The 20,710-nt window shown below is 49.5% G+C and carries 21 protein-coding genes; 11 read left to right on the forward strand and 10 right to left on the reverse strand.

Annotated elements, in window-relative coordinates:
- From ACNI29_RS08310 to ACNI29_RS08355, 10 genes are all read right to left on the reverse strand, one after another.
- Positions 1-1,140, reverse strand: a complete 1,140-nt coding sequence (locus ACNI29_RS08310; protein WP_419781737.1) for a DegT/DnrJ/EryC1/StrS family aminotransferase — start codon at positions 1,138-1,140, stop codon at positions 1-3.
- Between the two features lie 132 nt (positions 1,141-1,272).
- Positions 1,273-1,893: an acetyltransferase gene (locus tag ACNI29_RS08315; RefSeq protein ID WP_419781738.1), complete on the reverse strand. Its 621-nt coding sequence runs from the start codon at positions 1,891-1,893 to the stop codon at positions 1,273-1,275.
- Complete coding sequence (locus ACNI29_RS08320) at positions 1,893-2,489, reverse strand: sugar transferase (RefSeq protein ID WP_419781739.1); 597 nt, start codon at positions 2,487-2,489, stop codon at positions 1,893-1,895. Before ACNI29_RS08320 ends, ACNI29_RS08315 begins: the two co-directional genes overlap by 1 nt.
- Before the next feature lie 3 nt (positions 2,490-2,492).
- Positions 2,493-3,602, reverse strand: coding sequence for a glycosyltransferase family 4 protein (locus ACNI29_RS08325; protein ID WP_419781740.1), 1,110 nt, complete (start codon positions 3,600-3,602; stop codon positions 2,493-2,495).
- Positions 3,602-5,563 (reverse strand): asparagine synthase (glutamine-hydrolyzing), encoded by a 1,962-nt coding sequence (gene asnB, locus ACNI29_RS08330; RefSeq protein ID WP_419781741.1) that lies wholly within the window; start codon positions 5,561-5,563, stop codon positions 3,602-3,604. Before asnB ends, ACNI29_RS08325 begins: the two co-directional genes overlap by 1 nt.
- A gap of 316 nt (positions 5,564-5,879) precedes the next feature.
- Positions 5,880-6,878, reverse strand: a complete 999-nt coding sequence (locus tag ACNI29_RS08335; RefSeq protein WP_419781742.1) for a KpsF/GutQ family sugar-phosphate isomerase — start codon at positions 6,876-6,878, stop codon at positions 5,880-5,882.
- Positions 6,879-6,885: 7 nt separating this feature from the next.
- Entirely contained in the window at positions 6,886-8,097 is a 1,212-nt protein-coding gene (locus ACNI29_RS08340; protein WP_419781743.1) for a type II secretion system F family protein, read from the reverse strand.
- Positions 8,098-8,112: 15 nt separating this feature from the next.
- Positions 8,113-8,889 (reverse strand): PDZ domain-containing protein, encoded by a 777-nt coding sequence (locus ACNI29_RS08345; RefSeq protein WP_419781744.1) that lies wholly within the window; start codon positions 8,887-8,889, stop codon positions 8,113-8,115.
- A gap of 22 nt (positions 8,890-8,911) precedes the next feature.
- Entirely contained in the window at positions 8,912-9,823 is a 912-nt protein-coding gene (locus ACNI29_RS08350; protein WP_419781745.1) for a response regulator, read from the reverse strand.
- A complete protein-coding gene (locus ACNI29_RS08355; protein ID WP_419781746.1) occupies positions 9,820-11,079 on the reverse strand; it encodes an ATP-binding protein in 1,260 nt (419 codons plus the stop codon). The genes ACNI29_RS08350 and ACNI29_RS08355 overlap by 4 nt, the downstream gene beginning before the upstream one ends.
- A gap of 196 nt (positions 11,080-11,275) precedes the next feature.
- Here ACNI29_RS08355 and ACNI29_RS08360 point away from each other — a divergent pair, with 196 nt between their 5' ends.
- From ACNI29_RS08360 to ACNI29_RS08410, 11 genes are all read left to right on the forward strand, one after another.
- Complete coding sequence (locus tag ACNI29_RS08360) at positions 11,276-12,637, forward strand: WD40 repeat domain-containing protein (RefSeq protein WP_419781747.1); 1,362 nt, start codon at positions 11,276-11,278, stop codon at positions 12,635-12,637.
- Between the two features lie 35 nt (positions 12,638-12,672).
- Positions 12,673-13,134 (forward strand): type II secretion system major pseudopilin GspG, encoded by a 462-nt coding sequence (gene gspG / locus ACNI29_RS08365; RefSeq protein ID WP_419781748.1) that lies wholly within the window; start codon positions 12,673-12,675, stop codon positions 13,132-13,134.
- Between the two features lie 14 nt (positions 13,135-13,148).
- Positions 13,149-13,577: a pilus assembly FimT family protein gene (locus ACNI29_RS08370; RefSeq protein WP_419781749.1), complete on the forward strand. Its 429-nt coding sequence runs from the start codon at positions 13,149-13,151 to the stop codon at positions 13,575-13,577.
- A gap of 1 nt (position 13,578) precedes the next feature.
- Entirely contained in the window at positions 13,579-13,944 is a 366-nt protein-coding gene (locus ACNI29_RS08375) for a type IV pilus modification PilV family protein (RefSeq protein ID WP_419781750.1), read from the forward strand.
- Positions 13,944-14,522 (forward strand): PulJ/GspJ family protein, encoded by a 579-nt coding sequence (locus ACNI29_RS08380; protein WP_419781751.1) that lies wholly within the window; start codon positions 13,944-13,946, stop codon positions 14,520-14,522. Before ACNI29_RS08375 ends, ACNI29_RS08380 begins: the two co-directional genes overlap by 1 nt.
- Complete coding sequence (locus ACNI29_RS08385) at positions 14,509-15,459, forward strand: type II secretion system minor pseudopilin (protein ID WP_419781752.1); 951 nt, start codon at positions 14,509-14,511, stop codon at positions 15,457-15,459. Before ACNI29_RS08380 ends, ACNI29_RS08385 begins: the two co-directional genes overlap by 14 nt.
- 51 nt (positions 15,460-15,510) lie before the next feature.
- Positions 15,511-16,629: a hypothetical protein gene (locus ACNI29_RS08390; protein ID WP_419781753.1), complete on the forward strand. Its 1,119-nt coding sequence runs from the start codon at positions 15,511-15,513 to the stop codon at positions 16,627-16,629.
- Positions 16,629-17,141, forward strand: a complete 513-nt coding sequence (locus ACNI29_RS08395) for a type II secretion system protein GspM (RefSeq protein ID WP_419781754.1) — start codon at positions 16,629-16,631, stop codon at positions 17,139-17,141. The genes ACNI29_RS08390 and ACNI29_RS08395 overlap by 1 nt, the downstream gene beginning before the upstream one ends.
- A gap of 117 nt (positions 17,142-17,258) precedes the next feature.
- The gene (locus ACNI29_RS08400) at positions 17,259-17,903 is read left to right on the forward strand and encodes a hypothetical protein (protein WP_419781755.1); all 645 of its coding nucleotides are present in this window, start codon (positions 17,259-17,261) and stop codon (positions 17,901-17,903) included.
- 83 nt (positions 17,904-17,986) lie between these two features.
- The gene (gene mnmM / locus ACNI29_RS08405) at positions 17,987-18,559 is read left to right on the forward strand and encodes a tRNA 5-(aminomethyl)-2-thiouridylate-methyltransferase MnmM (RefSeq protein ID WP_419781756.1); all 573 of its coding nucleotides are present in this window, start codon (positions 17,987-17,989) and stop codon (positions 18,557-18,559) included.
- Between the two features lie 447 nt (positions 18,560-19,006).
- Positions 19,007-20,635 (forward strand): glutamate synthase-related protein, encoded by a 1,629-nt coding sequence (locus ACNI29_RS08410; RefSeq protein WP_419781757.1) that lies wholly within the window; start codon positions 19,007-19,009, stop codon positions 20,633-20,635.
- The last annotated feature ends 75 nt before the right edge of the window (positions 20,636-20,710 follow it).

Raw genomic sequence — 20,710 nt, forward strand, 5'->3', positions numbered from 1 at the left:
TTATCTTCCGCACCCTTTGATCAGTTCTGCGATGCGCTGCAAATCATCAGCAGCCATGGCAGTGCCGGAGGGCAGGCAGAGTCCGCGATTGAACAGATCTTCGCTTACTTTGCCGCCGAAAACGGTGTTGTCTCTGAAAACCGGCTGTTTGTGCATGGGTTTCCAGACCGGGCGGGATTCAATGTTTTCTGTTTCAAGTGCAAGGCGGATATCATCGGGAGATGCACCGAATTCTTTTTCATCAATCAGCATGACCGAAAGCCAGCGGTTGCATTTGCCGTAATCCGCTTCGGGCATAAAAGATATACCGGGGCAGCTGCCGAGCTCCCGTTCATAAAAATCGAAAATCTCCCGTTTGCGTTCAACGCGTTCGGGGATGACTTCCACCTGTCCGCGGCCGACAGCGGCTACAAGGTTGGACATGCGGTAGTTGTATCCGATTTCCTTGTGTTCGTAGTAGGGTTCCGGTTCCTTGGCCTGCTGGGAAAGCCAGCGCGCACGGCTGATCATTTCTTCATTGTCGGAAGCGAGAAGTCCGCCCCCGGAGGTGGTGATGATCTTGTTGCCGTTAAAGGAATAGGCAGCCATGAGCGCGCCTTTGCCCGCATGCCTTCCTTTGTAGGTGGCTCCTACGGATTCGGCAGCATCCACGATAAGCGGGATGCCATGCGGTTCGAGGATTTCCAGAATGCGGTCATAGTCTGCGCACTGACCGTAGAGGTCGGTGGGGATGACCGCTTTGGGTTTACGTCCTTTGGAAATATAATAATCTACTGCTTCGGCAAGTAGATCCGGGTCCATGTTCCATGACTTGTAGTCGGAATCGATGAATACGGGTTCCGCACCAAGGAAAGTAACCGGGCTGACGCTGCCGATGAAGGTTAGCGAGGAGGCAATAACCACATCTCCGGGCTGGACACCGACAATGCGTAAGGCGAGGTGCAGTGCTGCTGTGCCGCTGGAAAGGGCTGCACAGTGTGCAAATCCGGTAAGCTTTGAGAAATCCTGTTCAAAACCATTGACCATAGGACCGAGCGGAGCAATGAAATTGCTCTCGAAAGCCTGACGTACATATTCCTGTTCGTTGCCTCCCATGTGCGGGGGAGAAAGGTATATGCGGTTCTTTTTGTTTGCAGACACTGGCTGGATTTCCTTTACGCTGAAAATTATCTGTAACAACGGGTCAGATATAATATTTTTAGGTTTTAGTACAGTTTAGGCGCGTTTGGCTGAAAGTTATTGTAATGATTGTTTTAATGTTTTTTCTTACTTTCAAGGCAGGATGTGCGCCGGAATACCCGCAGCCTTCGAGCCTCCGGGAATATCTTTAATCGCAGTCGATCCGCCGCCTAAAATGCTTTTTTCGCCGATTCTGATTCGTGGTAAAACAGTAGCTCCGATGCCGACCATGGCTTCTTCACCGACAATAACTTCCCCGCCTAACGTTGATCCGGGGGCTATATGGGCGTGCGGGCCTATTCGGTTGTGGTGCTCAATGGTTGAGTTGGTGTTGATTATGGTGTTGTCTTTGATATCGGCCTGAGTATTAATTACTGTCCCGGCCAGAATCATGCATCCTTCACCTATCTCAACATCAGGGGCGATGATTGCCGAAGGGTGAATGACCGTGAACAGGTTTTCCCCGGCATCACGCAGTTCATTGAAGATTCGTTTACGCAGTGCGTTGTCGCCAAGGGCGATAACAATGCCGTCATGCGGGATGCCTTTTATTGCCGCGCTGCCGCCGGGAACGGGTATGCCCATGATCTTTTTGCCGTGCAGTTCCCGGTCTTCATCTACAAAGGCCACAGGTTCAGTAGCTTCCATCTGCTTCAAGGCATCAGCAACTACCTGACCATGACCACCAGCACCCATTATGATGATTTTTTTCATTATTCATTCCCCATGAATTCCTGAGCTGTGGCTTGTCCGGGCTGGGAAATGCCTTCGCGTTTGAAAACGCGGGCCACGGTAAGATACAAAATTTTAATATCAAGCAGCAGGTTGTGGTTATCCACATACCAGACATCGAGCTTGAATTTTTCATCCCATGATATGGCATTGCGTCCGTTGACCTGCGCCCATCCGGTTATTCCGGGCAGCACGTCGTGGCGGCGGGCCTGTTCCGGGCTGTAGCGTTTGAGATACTGCATGAGCAGGGGACGTGGCCCGACCAGCGACATGTCGCCGAAGATCACGTTAACCAGTTCCGGCAGTTCGTCCAGTGACGTTGAACGCAGGATACGCCCGAATCTGCTCAAGCGTTCGGAATCCGGGAGCAGGTTGCCATGCTCGTCCCGCGTGTCAGACATGGTTTTGAATTTTATGATGTTGAACGGTTTGCCGTGCAGTCCCGGCCTGCGCTGAATGAAGAAAATACCGCCGCCCATCTTTTTGTGGATGGCAACAGCAACCGCCACCAGCAGCGGAAAGAAAATTATCAGCGCGGTAATTGAAACGACAAGGTCAAAACATCTTTTCAAAGTCATTATTTATAATCCCATACCATGCATAATGGTCGCATTGACCTTGTTAATATCAAATTTTTCAGTAGCATAATTCAGCGAAGCGTCACCCATCGGCTGCATCAGTTCAGGCTGAAGAATGAATTTCTCCATGGCCTGTTCCAAGGCGGAAATATCTTTAACAGGAACCATGAATCCGTTCCGGCCTTCAATTACGGTTTCACGGCAGCCTGTAGCATTTGTCGTTACGATCGGCCTACCGCAGGACATGGCCTCCAGCACGGAGCGGGGGGTTCCTTCTCGGTAGGAAGGCAGCACGTAGACCGAACAGTTTCTCAGTTCGTCGCGCACATCGTCAACCGGACCGACGCAGTCAATCCCCTCATTCTGCCATTTTGCGACAAGACCGTCACTTATTGAATCCGGGCCGTGGTCGTGGGGACCGACCAGCCTGAATTCAGCCTGCGGATATTTCTTTTTCAGGCGTATTCCGGCTTCCGCAAATTCCCGCACACCTTTTTCCTTAAGCAGCCGGGAAATACACAGGAACACAGGTGCCTCCTGCGGTACAGGGGAGCTCGCATAATGCTCAAGATCAACCCCGGAACCGTTGGTGATCACGGTGTCTTTTACTGCCGGGATGATACCAATACTCTTAAATAATTCGCAATCATCCGGGTTCTGGAACATGACTGACTTATTGCAGGCCAGTCCGGCGCGATACATGCTTTTGACCAGCTTGAAGAGCAGGCCCCGTTTGCCGGAAGTCCGCCCGAATGCATAACCCAGCCCGGTGATCATGGAATAAATATTCTTCACCCCGGCAAGCTTGGCGGCGATGGAACCGTAGATCACGGGCTTGATGGTATAGGAAAGCACCGCATCCGGCTTGATTTCTTTTAGAATTTTTAACAGCACCCAAAGCGAGGCCAAGTCCTTAAGAGGATTCATGCCTGTGCGTTCAATGGGAGCTTCGATATATTTGATACCCATCCCAGCCAGTTTTTCCGGCACATCGGCAGAATCGAGCGGAGCAATGCCGTAAACTTCATGCCCGGCCTCTTTCATGGCACGCAACATGGGGCCGCGAAAGTTGATAAGGGATGGACCGTAGCCCCCAATTACTGCAATTTTCATCAAATCTCCCAATGCTCGCACCATGACTGGAACATGAGAATGCTCCAGATTTTGTACTGGTTATCCTTAATTCCGGCCAGATGTTCGTTCCAGGCGAGGCGAACCTGTCCGGTATTGAAATATCCTTCGTTGTCCAGCCGTTCGGGATGGAGCATTTCTTCCGCCCATTCGCGCAGAGGGCCGCGCAGCCAGCTGTCGATTGGCACGCCGAAGCCCATTTTGGGGCGTTCGATCATTTCGCGGGGCACATACTTATAAAGAATCTGGCGCAAGGCATGTTTGCCCTGACCGCCCATTATGCGAAGATGCAGGGGTAGCCGCTGGGAAAATTCCACTATCTCGTGATCAAGGAACGGGGCGCGGGTTTCAAGGCTGACAGCCATTGCTGCGCGGTCGACTTTTGTCAGAATGTCATCGGGCAGATAGTTGGCAGCGTCCATGAATTGCATCCATCCGGTCAGGTCATCCTGTGAGGGCTGACGGTTGGCGTGCTGGAACGGTCCTTTGAATTCGCGGGCCTTGCTGACGACCTCATCGGGATTCAGCCAGATGGAGGTCAGGTCGCGGTAGTATTCTGCGGCTGAAGCGGCTCCCATCACGGCTGCAAGCTTGTGTATTTTCTGTCCCGGCAGGCGCATCTGCAATGAAGAGGGCAGTATCGGCCCGTACATTTTGAAAACTTTGTCCCAGCTGTGCGGCGGGATGGCGGACATCCAGCCGGACAGCATCTTACGCAGGGGGGCGGGGATGTTTTTGAGATTAGTCCATAGGGAACAGCCGCGTGCATGGCGGTTGTAGCCTGCGAAAAGTTCATCACCACCGTCACCTGAAAGAGCCACGGTTACATGCTCACGGGTCATGCGCGAGACAAGGTGGGTGGGAATCTGCGAGGAATCGGAAAAAGGCTGGTCCCAGATTTGCGGAATTTGCGGGATGATGTTCAGGGCATCGTTGGGTGTGACGTAAAGCTCGGTATGCTCGGTTCCGATGTGTTCGGCAACGGCCTTGGCGTCCTCCGCTTCATTGTAGGCTTCGTCATCAAAGCCGATGGTGAAGGTTTTGACCGGGGCCAGTGCGCATTGCTGCATCAGGGCGACAATCAGCGAAGAATCAACACCGCCGGAAAGAAAAGCACCCAGTGGAACATCTGAAATCATCTCCCGCTCGATAACTTTGAGCAGCAGGTCTTCCAGTGTTTCAATTATTGCTTCGTCCGGGGCGGTGAAAATTTTGTTCTCGGCTTCACGGGCGCAGTCCAGCAAAGACCAGTACGGGCGCGGTTCCATGAGTTTGCCGTCCGGGTAAAGGCAGGTCCATGTGCCGGGCATCAGGCAGAAGGTGTCTTTGAAAATGGTGCGCGGCGCGGGAACGTAGCAGTAGCGCAGGTAGGCAGCCAGAGAATCGCGGTCAATGCTGCGCCTGAAATATTTTTTGTAGCTCATTAGTGCTTTCAGCTCTGAGCCGAACAAAAAATTGTCGCCCTGGCGGGAATAGTAGAGCGGTTTTTCGCCCATGCGGTCGCGGGCCAGCAGCAGGCAATGTTCCTGACGATCCCAGATGGCAATGGCGAACATGCCGCTGAATCTTTGCAGCGCGTCTTCAAAGCCCCATTGCTCGATGGCTTCAAGCATGACTTCGGTGTCGGAATGGCCTCGCCAGCCGGGGAAACCCTCGGTCTGTTCAAGTTCCGCGCGCAAATCGCGGTAATTGTAGATTTCACCGTTGTAGACGGTAACGAAGCGACCTGAACTGGAATGCATGGGCTGCACGCCCTCTTCGGTCAGGTCGATAATGGCGAGGCGGCGGTGATCAAGACCAACGCCCCAATCAGGGTCGGACCACTGGCCGGACCCGTCCGGGCCGCGCATATTCTGGGCGTCACCCATCTTGCGGGCAATGCGTTCCAGACGCTTGGCATCAGATGAACGGCTGAGATCTATAAAACCTGCTATTCCACACATGGTTGCCTCCGGCGGGCCTACCGGCGGTCCCTCCGGGGGCTTAAACCCTTTTTGTAAAAAGGGTTTAAGAATCCCAAAAACTTTTATTGGGGCTTCGCCGCGTTGTTGTCTAACACCGCTATTTAGGACTCAATGTCAATAACTCCAACTAACGCGTTTTTGGGAAAGGGGAGAGGAGTCCAGAGGAGAGGGGAAAACACTTTTTGGCGGTAGCAAAAGGGTTTTTTCCTCTCCTCTGGTCCCGCTGAAAGCGTTGCCGGAGGCAAAATCTTTTTATCAAAAAGCGCGAAGCGCATCAAAACAAAAGCGTTTCAGACTAGCTACGCGGGTTATCGGCAAATTTGAGTCGTCCTTTGCCCAGCAGGTCGTGCAGATGGATCATTCCGGTTAGGATTCCATCTTCGTTCACCACGGGCAGCACGGTGATTTCTTTGGACTCCATGATATCAAGGGCCTGCGCGGCGGACATATCCGGGGTGATGCGCAGTGGATTTTCAATCATGACCGAGTTGGCGGCCTTGTCTGTGTCGAAGCTGCCGGAACAGACCATCCTGCGCACATCGCCATCGGTAATGACCCCGGTGAGCTTGTTGCCGTCGAGCAGGGCCACGAGACCCAGTCCGCCTTTATCGAGCACGGTCAGTGCTTCGGAAAGCGGGGAATCCTGTGCGGTGCAGGGGATATTGTCTGTATGCATGAGTTCACTGATACACAGGGTCAGCCTGCATCCCAGTGATCCGCCGGGATGAAATTTCTTGAAATCCTGACTGTCGAAGGCTTTGTGGTCCATGAGACAGACCGCCAGCGCATCGCCCACGGCAAGGGCGGCAGTTGTGCTGGAGGTGGGCGCAAGACCGTGGGAACAGGCTTCGCAGGGCACTTTGGTCCTGATTACGATGTCCGAGAGGCGGCCCATGGTGGAAGCTGTTTCCGAAGTTATGGAAATGATCTTGGTCCCGAAAGAGCGGATAGCCGGGAGCAGGGCGTTCAGTTCATCTGTTTCCCCGCTGTTGGAGATGGAGATGACCAAGTCTTCGGCCCGGACCATGCCGAGATCGCCGTGTGCTCCTTCCACCGGATGCAGGAAAAAGGACGGGGTTCCGGTGGAGGACATGGTAGCGGCAATTTTGCGGCCTACCAGTCCCGATTTACCCAGTCCGGTGATGATGACCCTGCCTGTGCATGCGGCCAGCATTTCAACGGCCTTTGCAAAGTGCAGGTCGAGTGAATCACGGATAGCAGCAAGCCCTTTTTCTTCAATTTCAAGGACTTCCTTACCCCGTTTGATGAAGTCGGAAAGTTGTTTTTCGGTCATTTGTTACCTATTTTACGAGCGAGGTGAGGTCGAAAATCGGCCCCATGATGGCGACAACAATAAAGGCGATGAGCATACCGATGAACAGCAGCAGCATTGGCTCGGCCAGTGCGACCACACGTTTCATGAAGTTGTCCACATCACGTTCAAAGATTGTACCCATGCGTTGCAGAAATTTGCCCAGTTCACCGGACTTTTGTCCGGCAGTGAGGGTCAGGATGTAGATATCGGGATAAATCTTTTGTTCCGCGAGAACGGCACTGAGAGAGCGTCCGGTGGCGACTTCATCGCGGGCTTCGTTCATCTTCTTTTTGAAAAAAGTGGATTTAACCGCATTGGCAGAGCTTTCCATGCCCTGAACAAGGGGAATCCCGGCGTCAATCTGGAAGCCGAGAATGCCGGAAAAACGGGCTAATGTGGATTTTTGCACCAGCGGAATTTTCCAGAGCAGTTTATCTACCTTCTCCCTGAATTTGGGCACGGATTTGTATGCGCTGACCAGCGCGAAAATGATGCACAGGGGAATGAGCAGGGCCATAGGTCCCAGATTTTCAAGGGTGTTACCAAGCGCAACCACGATTTTGGTGGAAGTCGGCAGTTCGCCTTTTGCGGCTTTAAAGATACCGGTAATTTTTGGCAGAACTTCTGAAAGCAGGAAGTAGACCGCACCCATACCTATGATCAGGATAACTACCGGATAGACCATGGCAGTCATGAGTCGTCCGCTTACCTCAGCGCGTTCTTCTTCGTACTTAGCGATGTTTTCAAGAACATCACCCAGTTTACCGACTGATTCGGCAACCTGAACCATACCCACATAAACCTGCGGGAAAATTTTAGGATATTTGCCAAGACAGGATGAAAAGCTTTCCCCGGACTGGACCGCATCGCGGATTTCCATCCAGGTGTGGCTTGCTTTGCCGCCGGTCATGCGGGCCATCATGTCAAGGGACTGGGCCAGTGCGGTTCCGCTCTGGATCAGAATTCCCAGATAGTAGAAGGATTCACCAAGCCTGATTTTACCGCCCATGGAAATGGAGGAAGTCAGGTTTTTGGTTTTGTTTTCCTTTTTTTGCCCGGATTTGACCTGCTCAAGGCGCAGGGGCATGAGTCCTTTGCTCTGCAAGGTGGCAAAGGCCCGTGACTGGGAAGAGGCTTCTACAAAACCTTTTTTCTTTTTCCCTTCACTTGTAACAGCTCTATATTGATAGGTGGGCATTAGCTAGGTCTGTTCCTACTTTAGTTCGACAATGAGGGAAAGCATCTGTCCTTTGCGGTCAACATCAATGGATATTGCGGAGGACGAGCTGAGCGAGCCATAGACCTGCAACAGTTTGGTCGGTCCGGTGATCATCTCGCCGTTTACCCGCAATAGCACGTCCCCATCTTCCAGACCCAGCTTTTTAAGCATCGAGTTTGATTGGATGTTAGTAACTCTGAATCCCTGAGTCTTACCGTTTTTGGTGTTAGGCTTGAATAGTGCCTGTTTCAGGAAAGCGTTGGGGTCATCAAGAACTTCGCTGGCTTCCGCCTTATTGACTGAGATTTTGTTGGTTTTTCCGCGTACGAGCTTCAGGGCCTTGACCTCTTCCCACATGGAAACTTTCTGTTCTTCACGTCCGAATTTCCAGATAACATACTGGGGCTTGATTTCAGACAGGGTCCAGCCTTCGAATTCATCCCCTTCACGCAGGATTGTAGTTTCGCCTTTGATACGGAAAACAGCCATGTCGTTTTCCCCGGTCAGGATGCCCACAAGCAGCCATGTGGATGGGGTTACGGTTGCTTTTTTCTGTACCTCTGCGGGGTTGTCCATGCCGAGTACATTTTTTTCAAGAATCAGCTTGGAGTCTCTTGCTATTTTATTGGCTGCGTCAGGGGTAAAGGCCTTGCTTATGACCGGAGCCGTAGGCTTGGGTAGCGGGACGAACGACGACACAAGAAAAGCAGTAGCCAGCCCGAAAGCGAGCGGCCACAGCCATGCCGGAAATTTGGTGGCTTTAAGCTCCATTTACAAGAATATCCTATATTATTTAATCTTCAATTTCAGCGTAAGAATGGTAGTTGTTTTTAATCCACTTGTCCATACCCTTGGTGTCGTGGTAAATATCTAATCTTAATAGCCTTTTTTTGACGGTCTTAGCCGAGCTGTAATAAAAGAGCCTTACTTTTCTGGAAAGCCGGGCACTAAATACGTTCTGTGTGCCTTTTACTTTATGGATGTTCATACCGGGTGTTCCGGCGTCCTGCACGTCAAAACGGATCAGGGTTTCAATTACTTTTTTAAACAGCTTGAACTGGGTGGAATAGACCTTTTCAAGGTCGGCGATGAAGCTGGGCATGGCTTCACTTTTGGTCAGCAGGGATTCAAGTATTTCAGTGACTTTCTCAAACCCTTTGCCCGCACCGTCCACTTTTTCGGATTTGTTTTTTTCCGCAAGTCGGCGCTGTTCATCCTGAAGCTGTTCCACCTCTTCCTCAAGCAGTTGGTGGTATCCTTTGAGTTCTTTCATTTCGGACATGAGAGTGTTGACCTGCTCTGCGGTTTTCTTACTCTTGCCGAGGTAGAAATGAAGCATGCGCAGCAGGTGGTCTTCAGTCACCGGTTTGGGGATGAAATATGTGAATACGTCGGACTGTGCTTCGTCGGTGGCTTCCGCATCCATGCCGGTCAGCAGGATAACCGGGATGTATGGATATTCTTCACGGATGTAGGGCAGGATATCTACCCCGCTCAAACCGGAGCCTTCAAAATGGACGTCCAGCAGGATGACGTCCGGTTCGTCTTCTGATTCCTTGAGGAAAGCCAGAAAAGAGACCGGATCATAAAAGGATTCATGTTTTTCAAGCATGCCCGAGTCACTGAGGATTGAAACAGTGTATTCATGCAGGCGCGGGTCGTCGTCTGCCAATACAAAGAATAAAGGATCCTGATCCGGGGTCATTGTTTATCTCCTGCTGCTGGAATAGCCCCTGCGGGACCGAAAGTCCCAAGAGGAATGAGTATCGTGACTTGAAGCCCTTTGGAGCCTAAAGTCTCTGTGTTCTTGGCTGAAATGTCAAAGCCCATGTTGTCGCCGAAAAATTTGATGAATACAGTTCCTTGTCCCATGGCTTTGCCCTTGCGTTTTGCTGAAGGTACTGCCCGTTTGAAAAGGTTCTGCAAACTATCGTCTGATACACCGCCTCCGGTATCTGTTACACGTAAGCGGGCGTGGGTGTTCTGCACGTCGGCAATGATGGAAAGCCGGGGTTTGAAAGTTTTGAATTCGTCACTGCCCTCACGGATCATCTCAATCTGGCGCAGTTCCATGGCGGTCTGGCTGTTTCTGATCAGGTTGATTAGAATTTCCCATGTCTTATGTTGATCAACAAGGATTTCTTCGTCCCTGTGCATCCAGTTTTCAAAATTAAAATGAAGGTCCAGTCTATTGCGGGAATGTTTCTGGTCGTTTTCAAGTCTATCTGTAAGGTTTGTAGCCAGTTCGTCAAGCCCTATAAGCTGCGGTTTAAAGGAAAGCCGTTTCTCTAGATCGCGGAGGTGGCTGATAATACTTTCCTCAAAGGGAGTGACTATCTGGTTGTATAATTCGCGTTCTTTTACCTTGGGCAGGTCGTTAACAATGGTATGGATTTGGGATTTCCATGAGTTCTGGAGCACCATCAACTCATCTTTTACCATGTTGGCCTGTGTGATCATGTCATCAGTCAGTTTTTCCGTGGCGACCATGAGTTCCAGCTGGCGGCGTTTCTGCCGTTCATCACGGATGGATTTTTCACGGTTTATCTTTTCCCGGTCCGCAGGTGACTTTCGCTTGGTCATGATGAACATAAAAACGATGGCCACCACATAGAGGGTCATGAATGAGCGGCTCAGGAAAAGTTTGGATGAAAAGTTTCCGGTCATGTATAGCAGGCGCGAGAATATGAAGGCGAAGAATATGTTGAAGAAACCGACATAGCTCATGGTTTCCCGTCCGCCGACCCTCCATGAAAAATAGAGACTGGAGACCACCAGAAAGATGCAGAAAATGTAGTGCCGGGCAACACTGTCGGCTACGAGATCGAAGAGTACATAGGCTAGTACAAAAAAAGCTGCCAGCACGGGCAGTCGCCAGCTGGTGTTTTTTATATGGGTTCCTTTTTTCCGGGCCGAATGGCCGGTTAGGTAGTCCAAAGCTTTTTTGTAGGTCTTTTTCATCTGGATTTGCCTGGAAATAAGTTTCAGTCCGATGGCTTCTTGTGCCGTAATACCGGGTTATGGGCAAGGGTGTTTTCGCTTCGCACTTGACTTTTGCGCTCGCTGCTTTAACACATCCTGTTGGAAAGTGTGATTGCGTTGCTATCATACTTGCTTTAATCTGTTTCAAAATTTATCCCCTGAAAATGAAATAATTATGAATAAAAAGTCAATTCTTCTGGTTCTGACAGCCTTTGTCCTGCTGCTCTCCGGGTGTGGGAAGCAGCCTTCCCCAGCTACTGATGAGCCGTCTTTGAGTACCGACGATTCAATTGATCTCTCAAAATTGGTAGGGCAGACCCCGCTCAGTCTTGCCGGGTTGGTGGAATTTTCCGCTTCCCAACAGTACTCTTCGCTGGACAGTATCTACAACCGTCCCCCGGATGATCTGGCCGGGAACTATGTTGTGCAACTCAACAGAAGTAATGAGGTTGTCAATCTGGCTGAAGACGTGACTGCCTTTGTGCAGGAGAGAAATATTCTTGCTGCAGGATTCAGGAATGGCGTTGTGCGCATGTATGGCGGAGGCTGTGCTGCGGTGCAGGCTGCATCCAAGCCGGTAAATTCAGTATCCTGGTTTCCTGATTCCCCGCTCGTTGCAGTTGCTTCCGGTGACAATAAATTTGTAGAAGTATTCAATGTTAAAGAGTGTTCAAGGGTGCGTGTACATGAAGTCAACAGCACCGTGGATGTCTTTGCCCTTTCTCCCAGAGGGAGCTGGCTGGCTCTGGTGGATGAAGCCCGCAGGCTATGGGTTGGCCCGGCGAATGGAAATCTGCGTAATATTGACCGTTTTTCCTACAAACCCCTCTCCCTTACTTTTTCCAATGAAGAAGGAATTCTCATGGGTGTCGATGCCACCGGCAAGATGGTCATGTGGAGTCCTCTAAAATTAACCCGTATTTTTGACCAGAAGATCAAAGGTGGGCCGTTTAAGTCAGTGCAGGCCGAAGGGTCTCTGTTGAATGTAATCACTGAGAAGGGCGATAAATTCCAGTGGGATGTAAGTAAGCGGCTAAAGTCTCCCTACCATGAACGCGACAAGGGTTTCATCCTAAGAAATGGTGTTCTGGTCTACCGTTCACCACGAAAGATTTTTTCCAAAAAGGTCCAGTTCAAGCCTGTTTCATTTATTGTAGACCGTTCTCCTTCCGGTAAGGTTTACCGGGTAAAGGATGTTGACGGCGGTGTGCGCTATTATTCTTCGCTCAGCGGTGCAGCTTTAAAGGGAGAGCAGGATTTTGCAGACTGGAAAAATGTGAAACTGGGTCGTGATTACAGTTTCTCAGAGCGCGGCAGGGAGTTTTCTTTGGCTGTGCCCATTGCCCAGCGCGAATTTCAAAGGTTGTATTGCCGGTATATACCAAGTAAAGGGTATTACCTCTGGTGGGAGAAAGTGGCTCGCCCGGACGATTATTTCAAATCGCGGGGAATGCTGCCCCGGCGTGAGGGTATCGCTGCCGCATCCCCTCTTGAGTGGGAACCGCTGGAGTCCAAGAAAAATGACATCAGGGACTGATCCCCGATATATGTTAACAATAAGTAGAGGAAATTATGCAGAAAAGAAGAATTCGTATTGCCGATCTTAAAAAAGATCAGCGTGGTTTCAGCCTTATTGAGTTAATGATTGTTATCGTTATCCTCGGCCTGTTGGCTTCAATGCTGGTTCCCAAAATCATGGACCGTCCTAACGAAGCAAGGGTAACCAAGGCCAAGATGGATATGAAAGCTCTTGATTCCGCTTTGAAGCTTTACAAGCTTGATACCGGACGCTACCCGACCACAGAGCAGGGACTGCAGGCGCTGATTACCAAGCCGGAGACCCGTCCCGTGCCCCGCAATTACCGCAAAGGCGGCTATCTTGATTCCGCTTCCGCTCCTGTTGATCCCTGGGGTTACGACTACATCTACAGAAGTCCCGGTGAAGACGGACGTCCTTATGAACTGATCTCCCTTGGTGCCGACGGCATGGAAGGCGGCGAAGATTACGACGCCGATATCAAGAGCTGGGAATAATACCTGTAATATCTATGAATATGCATGCTGCCCGCCGTTCTTCCGGCGGACTGACCTTCATAGAACTCTTAATAGTTCTATTCATTGTGGGCATGGGCTGGTTTACGCTCGTGCCCAATCTTGATCTTGCCGGAGACCGTGGAGATGACACCCTGAGCATGGTGAACGCGTTTCTTTACGAGGCAAGGACCGAAGCAGTCGAAACGGACTTACGGCAGGATGTAATAGTGGATTTTTCAAAGGGTAAAATCTTCTGGAACGATGAAGAAATCTCTCTGCCGTCACGGATTGTCAACGGACATTTTAATGAATCTCCGGTTGATGAAGGGGAAGCCACATTCTATATTTATCCTGAAGGGTTCAGTGATGAAGTCCGTTTGGTCTTCGGAGATGGGATGACTATTGTGCTGGATCCGCTGGATGTCCGGTTCAGGGAGGTGTAGCATGCCTGATAAAAACGGTTTTTCCCTGATCGAGATCATTGTGGCGCTGACTATTGCAGCGACCCTTTCAATCAGCTTTCTCGGTGTGCAGCGCCAAAGTGCGCTTATGGCCCAGTCTTCCAAGGATTCATGGGATGTGCTTAATCTGTCGCAGGATATACTCGCCCATAAATACCCGGCGAATGTCAATTTGGTCTCTTCGGGATGGATCCCGTGGCCCGGTCCGCCTGCAGGAAGTTTCAAAATGAATCTGGAGACTCTTTCCACAGTCGGCATCGGTGCATACACTCTGGAGACCCGCTGCGAGAACTACACCCTCGAGTGGAAAATTTACCGGGTTTCACGCAAAAAGAAGAATAAATTTTAATGATTGGTTCTCCCAGAAATTACCCCCCTGCAGATCGTCAGGCAGGTTTTTCACTTATAGAATTACTCATCGGACTGGTCCTTTCGGGGCTGCTGATGAGTATGGTTGCTATGGTTCTGGGGCAGTCGGTCACCAACAACGAAGTCGTTCGTTCCAGTGCCGGTCTTTCTTCGCAGATGTTTACCCTGCGCCGTATCCTGCATCGTGATCTGCAAAATATTGTTATCAACAAGCCGGTCAGCGTAGAAAAAGGCGGATTTAGTTTTGGATCAAGCCATTGTATTCTGAAGGAAGGTATCGGAGCAGTCAGTATTTTTTGGGATTTTTCATCAAATATGATCCGTCGTACAGAAAGATCGGACTCTCTGGGGTATGGGAATTCCTATATGCTCATGCGTGGGCTTAAATCGTGGGCGATTGAGTTTCTAGGGACTAATAATGTCTGGATTTCCCGATCGCAGCAGGCAAATAAGGCTGTGAGGGGAAAATCTGGGGTTAAGGCCATCCGGCTCAAGCTTCGGTTTGATGACGGGCAGGATGTAACGATTGTCGAGAGGATTCCATATGTCATGGAATAGTAACGACAAAAATTCACGGGGAGTCGTGCTGGTCATTGTACTGGTCCTGTTTATGGCTCTTTCCAGCCTGACCCTGATGACCATTGAGGTCAGCTCTCGCGGAGCTGTTGAAGCCAGCAGGGTCCGCAGTGAGTATGAGGCCGGTTTTATGGCCGAAGAAGCTCTCTACGTGGTTTATGACCTGCTGAAGGACGACGAAACTCCCTTTTCGGATACACCGCGTGAAGAATGGGCGGAAGCATGGCAGGACGGTGGGCTTTCCATCGAGATTTATCCCTGTAATTCCAAGATTAATGTCAACAGCATAGTAAGTTCTCAGGACCAGAAGAGGGGGCTTGAAATTTTAGGTGATATCCTGCCCAAGGGGGCTGATACACGTATGCTGGCCGGAAGTCTTGCTGTATGGGCCGGTGTGAATGTTAATTCAAAATTGAAACAGCTGGATACCTTCCATTACGCATCCCAGATTCCTGCGTATTCGATGCGTGGTAAAAAATTCAAAACTCCGGAGGAAGTCCTCCTTGTGCGGGGCTGGAGTGGACTCGGCCGGGAGTGGATAGATAAGTATATCACTGTATGGGGAAGCGGTAAGATCAATATAAATTTTGCTCCCCCGGAAGTTCTGGTGGCTTATTTCCCGGAACTGGGCAACCACCTGCAGACAATTTTGCACTGGCGTCGGACCAGAGGGTTCAATGACATCAGCCAGCTGCTTTCCATTACCGGGATTGAGTCCGGCTCAAAGATTTATAAAAACATGACCAACGAACTCACGGTCAAATCAGACTTTTTCGAAGCCAGAGTTAAGGCCACTGTCGGTGGGTGTACGGTTGAAAAAAGGTATATTATAGAACGGAAAAGCACCTTTGAGGTTGGCGAATCCGAACTGGTGTATCAGAATAACTTTTCGGTGACTTTTACAGATGATGATGAATAATTTGTAAAAATGGACAAACTGACTGCTAACAGGTATAGGAAAAAGCCATAGATGGCCTTAAATAAAAAGACAGTATATATTCTTTCATTCAAGGGAAATGAGCACCAGTGGATGATGTTTGACGGCAACGGACTTACCGAATCGGAGGGTCCGGCTGAAAAGAACAGACATCCGGTGGTTGCCCTTTTGCCTGATTCCCTTTTCTTTTTTTTCAAACCTCGCGGGGCCATTAAATCCCGCCATGCCAAATCCGCAACCTTGATGCAGATGAACTATTCTTTTCCGTCACAGGAAGGTAGTGATTTCAAAGTGCTGCGTCCTTCCGGAGGGGCCGTGCTCGGTTATACCGGTCATGAGTTGCTGGACCGTTTTCTTGACCGCCATCGTGAAGTCCTTGCCAAAGCGACCGTGCTGACTACCGAGTTTGCCGTTTGCTGGCGAGCGGCTGTCGCCGAGGGGCTTACTGTCTGGAATTGGTTCGGGCAGGGGATGCGCATACTCGCCAGCGGGGAAGAGCTTACCTACTTCCGTGGAAATGGAGACGAATTCAGCAGCAGGTTTGAACGACTCGGACTTGATGGTGAGCCGGAACAGGTGGATCTGGATAAAGCCTGTGCCGTGTTCTTCAAGAAGAAAATCCGTTGGGCTAGACTTAATCTGGTAAGTGGTTTGCGTTCCGGATCGGATAAGACTGTCACCATTGAGTATAAGCCTTTTGCTGTTGCTGCTGTGCTGGTCACCCTGATCGGTCTGCTTTTTATTACCGGACAGTATCATCGCTGGCAGCAGAGTCAGGAACAGGCAACTGTCTGGCGCGGAAAACTCAAAGAAGTATACACCCGAGCACTGGGACCCAATCCCGGATCGGATCCTTACGGTAAAATTTTATATAAGCTGGATCAACTCAAAAGCGGTGGTAACAGCGGTGGTATCGATGTTCTCGGCCTGCTGGCGGTAATTAGTGAGAGTGCTCCGGTTGGCATTGAGATTGAAGGTTTTTCACTTGGTGGGGATTCCGGTAATATCCGGGGTAGAATAAGTAACTATGAAGAGCTTGATGCCATGATGGAAAAGCTGGCCTTAAACAGTGAATTCAACTTTGTTCTGGAGCAGGCCACCAACATTGATGGCGGCGTCAGTATCAGTCTGCGTGCGGAGTACAACCGCTAATGTTAGGTAATGCAATGGATCTGGAAAGATTTTACATCTGGCAGGACTGGCCTGCTGATAAGCAGAAACTTTTTTTCTCTGCTTTGGTTGCGGGATGGGCATTGATTCTGTTTTTGATTTGGTCCGGGTTTGCCGATTCGCAATACAAAGCTGACCGGATTATGCTTTCCAGCAAACAGAAATACGCCAAAGTTGTTCCGCTGGTGGAAGAGCTGAGAAGTGGTGAAGCTTCCCGCGGTGCATTGGTGGACCGTGAACCCATGACTGCCGCGCAGCAGGTTATCCGTGATCTTGGTCTGGATAGCAGGCTCAGTTCTTTGCGTCCTTTGCAGTCCGGGGGAGATTCCGGTCAGGGTGTACAGGTGCTTCTCGAGTCCCTGAATCTGCCGGAACTTGTTGCCTTGTTGCGTGATTTTAAAGTCCGGGGCGGATTGAAGGTTACAAATTTCAATATTAACCACAGGCTGGACTCCCCTGAGTTGGCTGATGTGCAGATCATTCTTTTCAGGTAGGTCAGCCGGATGAAGTTTATCCCTAAAATTTCCTTCAAATTTTCTTTCTCGATTAAGAAGCTGTTCAAGAATTTTTTCATTTTCTTGGCCGGCCTGATTCTCGGGGCCTTTTTGTTCATGCCTTGGGAAGTCGCATGGCATCAGGCATTTAAGCTTGCCGATGCTAAAATATCCAAGGCTACTATTACTTGGGGAGATTTTGTAAGTGCCGGGCCGTTTTCATTTGAAGTGACTAACGTTCATGTAAAAACCGGGAAGGGGCTTACTGTAACCGTGCCCCAGCTCGGTATGTCGCTTGGCTTTTCTCCGCTTTTGGAAGTACGGGTTAAGTCCGGTCCTACTCTGACCGCGCGTTTGTTTCAGACTAAATCCCTGACCCTTGGCGGTGGAGTTGATCTTGCCAAATTGGTGCAGATGGAAGGACTGGGCGGTAAAGTGCGCATCACTGCAGACGTTGGTTTTCCTAAATGGGGCGCGCCGCCTCGTACCGGAAGTCTTGTCGTGCGTTCCGACATGGTTGAAATTCCCGGTGGCATGGCTGCCGAGGATGTCAACGTGAATGCTGTGCTGGCCGGAAAACAATTCCAGCTTAACTCATTCAGTTGCGGACAGCCTATCCCGGTAACAGCCAAAGGAAGTGCTACTCTCGATTGGAAACGGCTTTCCAACTCGCAGTATAATATCAGTGGTACAACAACTTTCGGTGAAACTGAACGGCAGTTTTCCAAGTCCGGTACACTTAGTAAGTTCATTAATTTCTAATTTTACATCGTGCCTTTGAGGACGTGTTCGGTTATCCTGAATTTCAGGATTAACCGTAATTCTTTGCGTGGGTGAAAAAGCAGATGATTTCCAACAATATTCTTTCTTTTGCCAAATCCGTACTTTGTGAAGTACTCCAGCCCGGCTGTATCTGCGTTGATGCTACAGTTGGTAACGGGTACGATACAGTTTTCCTTTCCGAGAAAGCCGGAGCTTCCGGTCATGTCTTCGGTTTTGATATTCAGGAAGATGCGGTTAAGCAGACCGAGCAGCGGCTGAACGAAGAGTGCCGTCCTGAAAACTGGACCATCTTTCATTCCGGGCACGAAGATATGCTTGAGCTTATCCCTGCGGAATTTCATGGCCGGGTCAATGTCGTCATGTTTAATCTCGGATTCCTGCCAGGGAGTGACAAGACTGTTATTACCAAGTCGGATACCACCCTCAGGGCAATCAAGGCATCTCTCGAAGTTCTCGCTAAAGGCGGTATGCTTTGCATTGCAATCTATGCCGGACATCCCGGCGGAGACGAAGAAGATGTTGCTGTGCGCGAATACTGTAATGCACTTGATTACCACTCCTACCGAGTAATCCAGAGTGAAATGATCAACAAGCCCGGCCACCCCATCAGAATGCTTTTTGTAAGTAAGCTCTAATTCAATCTGTTTATATACTGCTGACTTCAAGCCTGTTCGACGTTTTTCACGTTGAACAGGTTTTTTTGTTATTATTTTTAATCAAAGTTGTCATTTTTGGACAGGCAGGTACTTCATAGTTGATCTATGAAAAGTATACGCTTGTCCGGGGTGTTTTGTACCGATTTAGTGGGTAAAAAAGTACCTTAAATCAAAATACTGCTATTATATATTTAGCAATTTAAATTATTTTACATAAAATAAATTTTGTTAACAAAAATGTTTCAAGTGCTATAAGTTATTTAAATAATGTGAGTAAAATGCCTTATACAACAACCGTTGAAGGATAATTAGCTATTGTTGCTGTTATAAATTTACAATTTTGCAAATAGCAAATCCCATTTGGCTTGAAATAGAATAATAATTCTACTATTTATACCGAAAACAGTAAAAAATGAGGTATTAACAATGGGAAGTTGGTCAAAATCAAATGATGTTTTAGGGGCCGTGAATAGAGGGAATGCAATTGAATCTGGATTATGTACCCTGTGCAGAGCCGACTGTCAGGGTAAGTGTGAGACATGGTTGTCATCTGTCAGGGGTAGGGAAATGCTTTACCCGCGTGATTTCGGTCTTGTTACAGCAGGAAGCGGAAACACAACCCATGTAGGGGTTTCCTACAACTCCATGCGTATTCAGGGAAACAGCTATGGTGCTTCCGGTGCTCCCGGAGCCAATGGCGATTTCCTTTTCACAGATGTAAGTCTTGAAACAGCATTCGGTGCTGAAGAAAAGACAAAATGCAGGGTCCCGTTTATGACCGGCGCACTCGGCTCAACTTTTATTGCTGCTAAATACTGGGATTCCTTTTCCGTAGGCTGTGCTCTTGTGGGTGCTCCCATTGTTGTGGGTGAGAATGTTGTCGGTGTTGACCGCAAGTCAGAGATCAGTAATGGAAAAATCAGCAGTGCCCCCGAACTGGACCGCAGAATTGATACCTACATGCGCTATTACGACGGATACGGCGCAATCATTGTCCAGCTTAACGTTGAAGATACACGTAACGGCGTTGCTGAATATGTTGCTGACAAATATGGCGATAAAGTCATTATCGAATTGAAGTGGGGTCAGGGAGCCAAGAACATCGGTGGTGAAATTGAAGTAACCAGCCTCGATTACGCTCTTTTTCTTAAAAAGCGCGGTTACCTTGTAGACCCTGATCCTGAAAAACCGGAAGTGCAGGAAGGGTTCAAGCGCGGTGCTATCCACAGCTTTGCCCGTCATAGCCGCCTTGGTTATACCGATCTCAATTCCTATGAACAGGTTCGTGAAGATTTCATGGGTTCCGTCGCTTATCTGCGCGGCCTCGGTTTCAAGCGTATTTCCCTCAAAACAGGATCTTACGGTATGGAAGCACTGGCTATGGCTATCAAGTTTGCCAGTGAAGCAAAGTTAGATCTGCTGACCATTGACGGTTCCGGAGGCGGAACCGGTATGTCTCCTTGGAATATGATGGAATCATGGGGCGTACCTTCAATTCTGCTGCATGCTAAAGCGTACGAATACGCAGCTCGACTTGCTGCCAAAGGGGAAAAGGTTGTCGATCTTTCTTTTGCCGGTGGTTTTGCCAAGGGCAGCAATATCTTTAAGGCTCTTGCTATCGGTGCTCCTTATGCAAAGATGATTTGTATGGGCAGGGCCATGATGATTCCCGGATTCCTCGGGTCCAACATTGAAGGTGTACTTTACCCCGAACGTCGCGATGCTGTCTGTGGCAACTGGGATAAACTGCCTGCTTCCATCAAGAAGTACGGTGCCACAGCTGAAGAAATTTTTGCCTGTTATGCTGATGTAGAGGCTAAGGTTGGCAAAGATGAGATGAAGAATATCCCTCTGGGGGCAGTTGGTATCTGGTGTCTGGTTGATAAGCTCAGTGCCGGTTTACAGCAGCTTCTGGCCGGGGTTCGCAAATTTGAACTCGGTTCCATTTCCCGGGATGATATTGCTTCCGGAAACCGGGAAACCGAGCAGGAGACCGGCATTAAGTTCATCACCGATATCATGGATGAAACAGCTAAGAAAATTATCGATATGTAGTATTCGCGGATGCTTTTGAAGTCTTTCATGGCGGAAGAAAGCTTTATCTGCACATAATAAAACGGACCTGAATTT

It is taken from the genome of Maridesulfovibrio spiralis (SeqCode) (assembly GCF_048571135.1).
In the GTDB taxonomy this organism is placed as follows: domain Bacteria; phylum Desulfobacterota; class Desulfovibrionia; order Desulfovibrionales; family Desulfovibrionaceae; genus Maridesulfovibrio; species Maridesulfovibrio spiralis.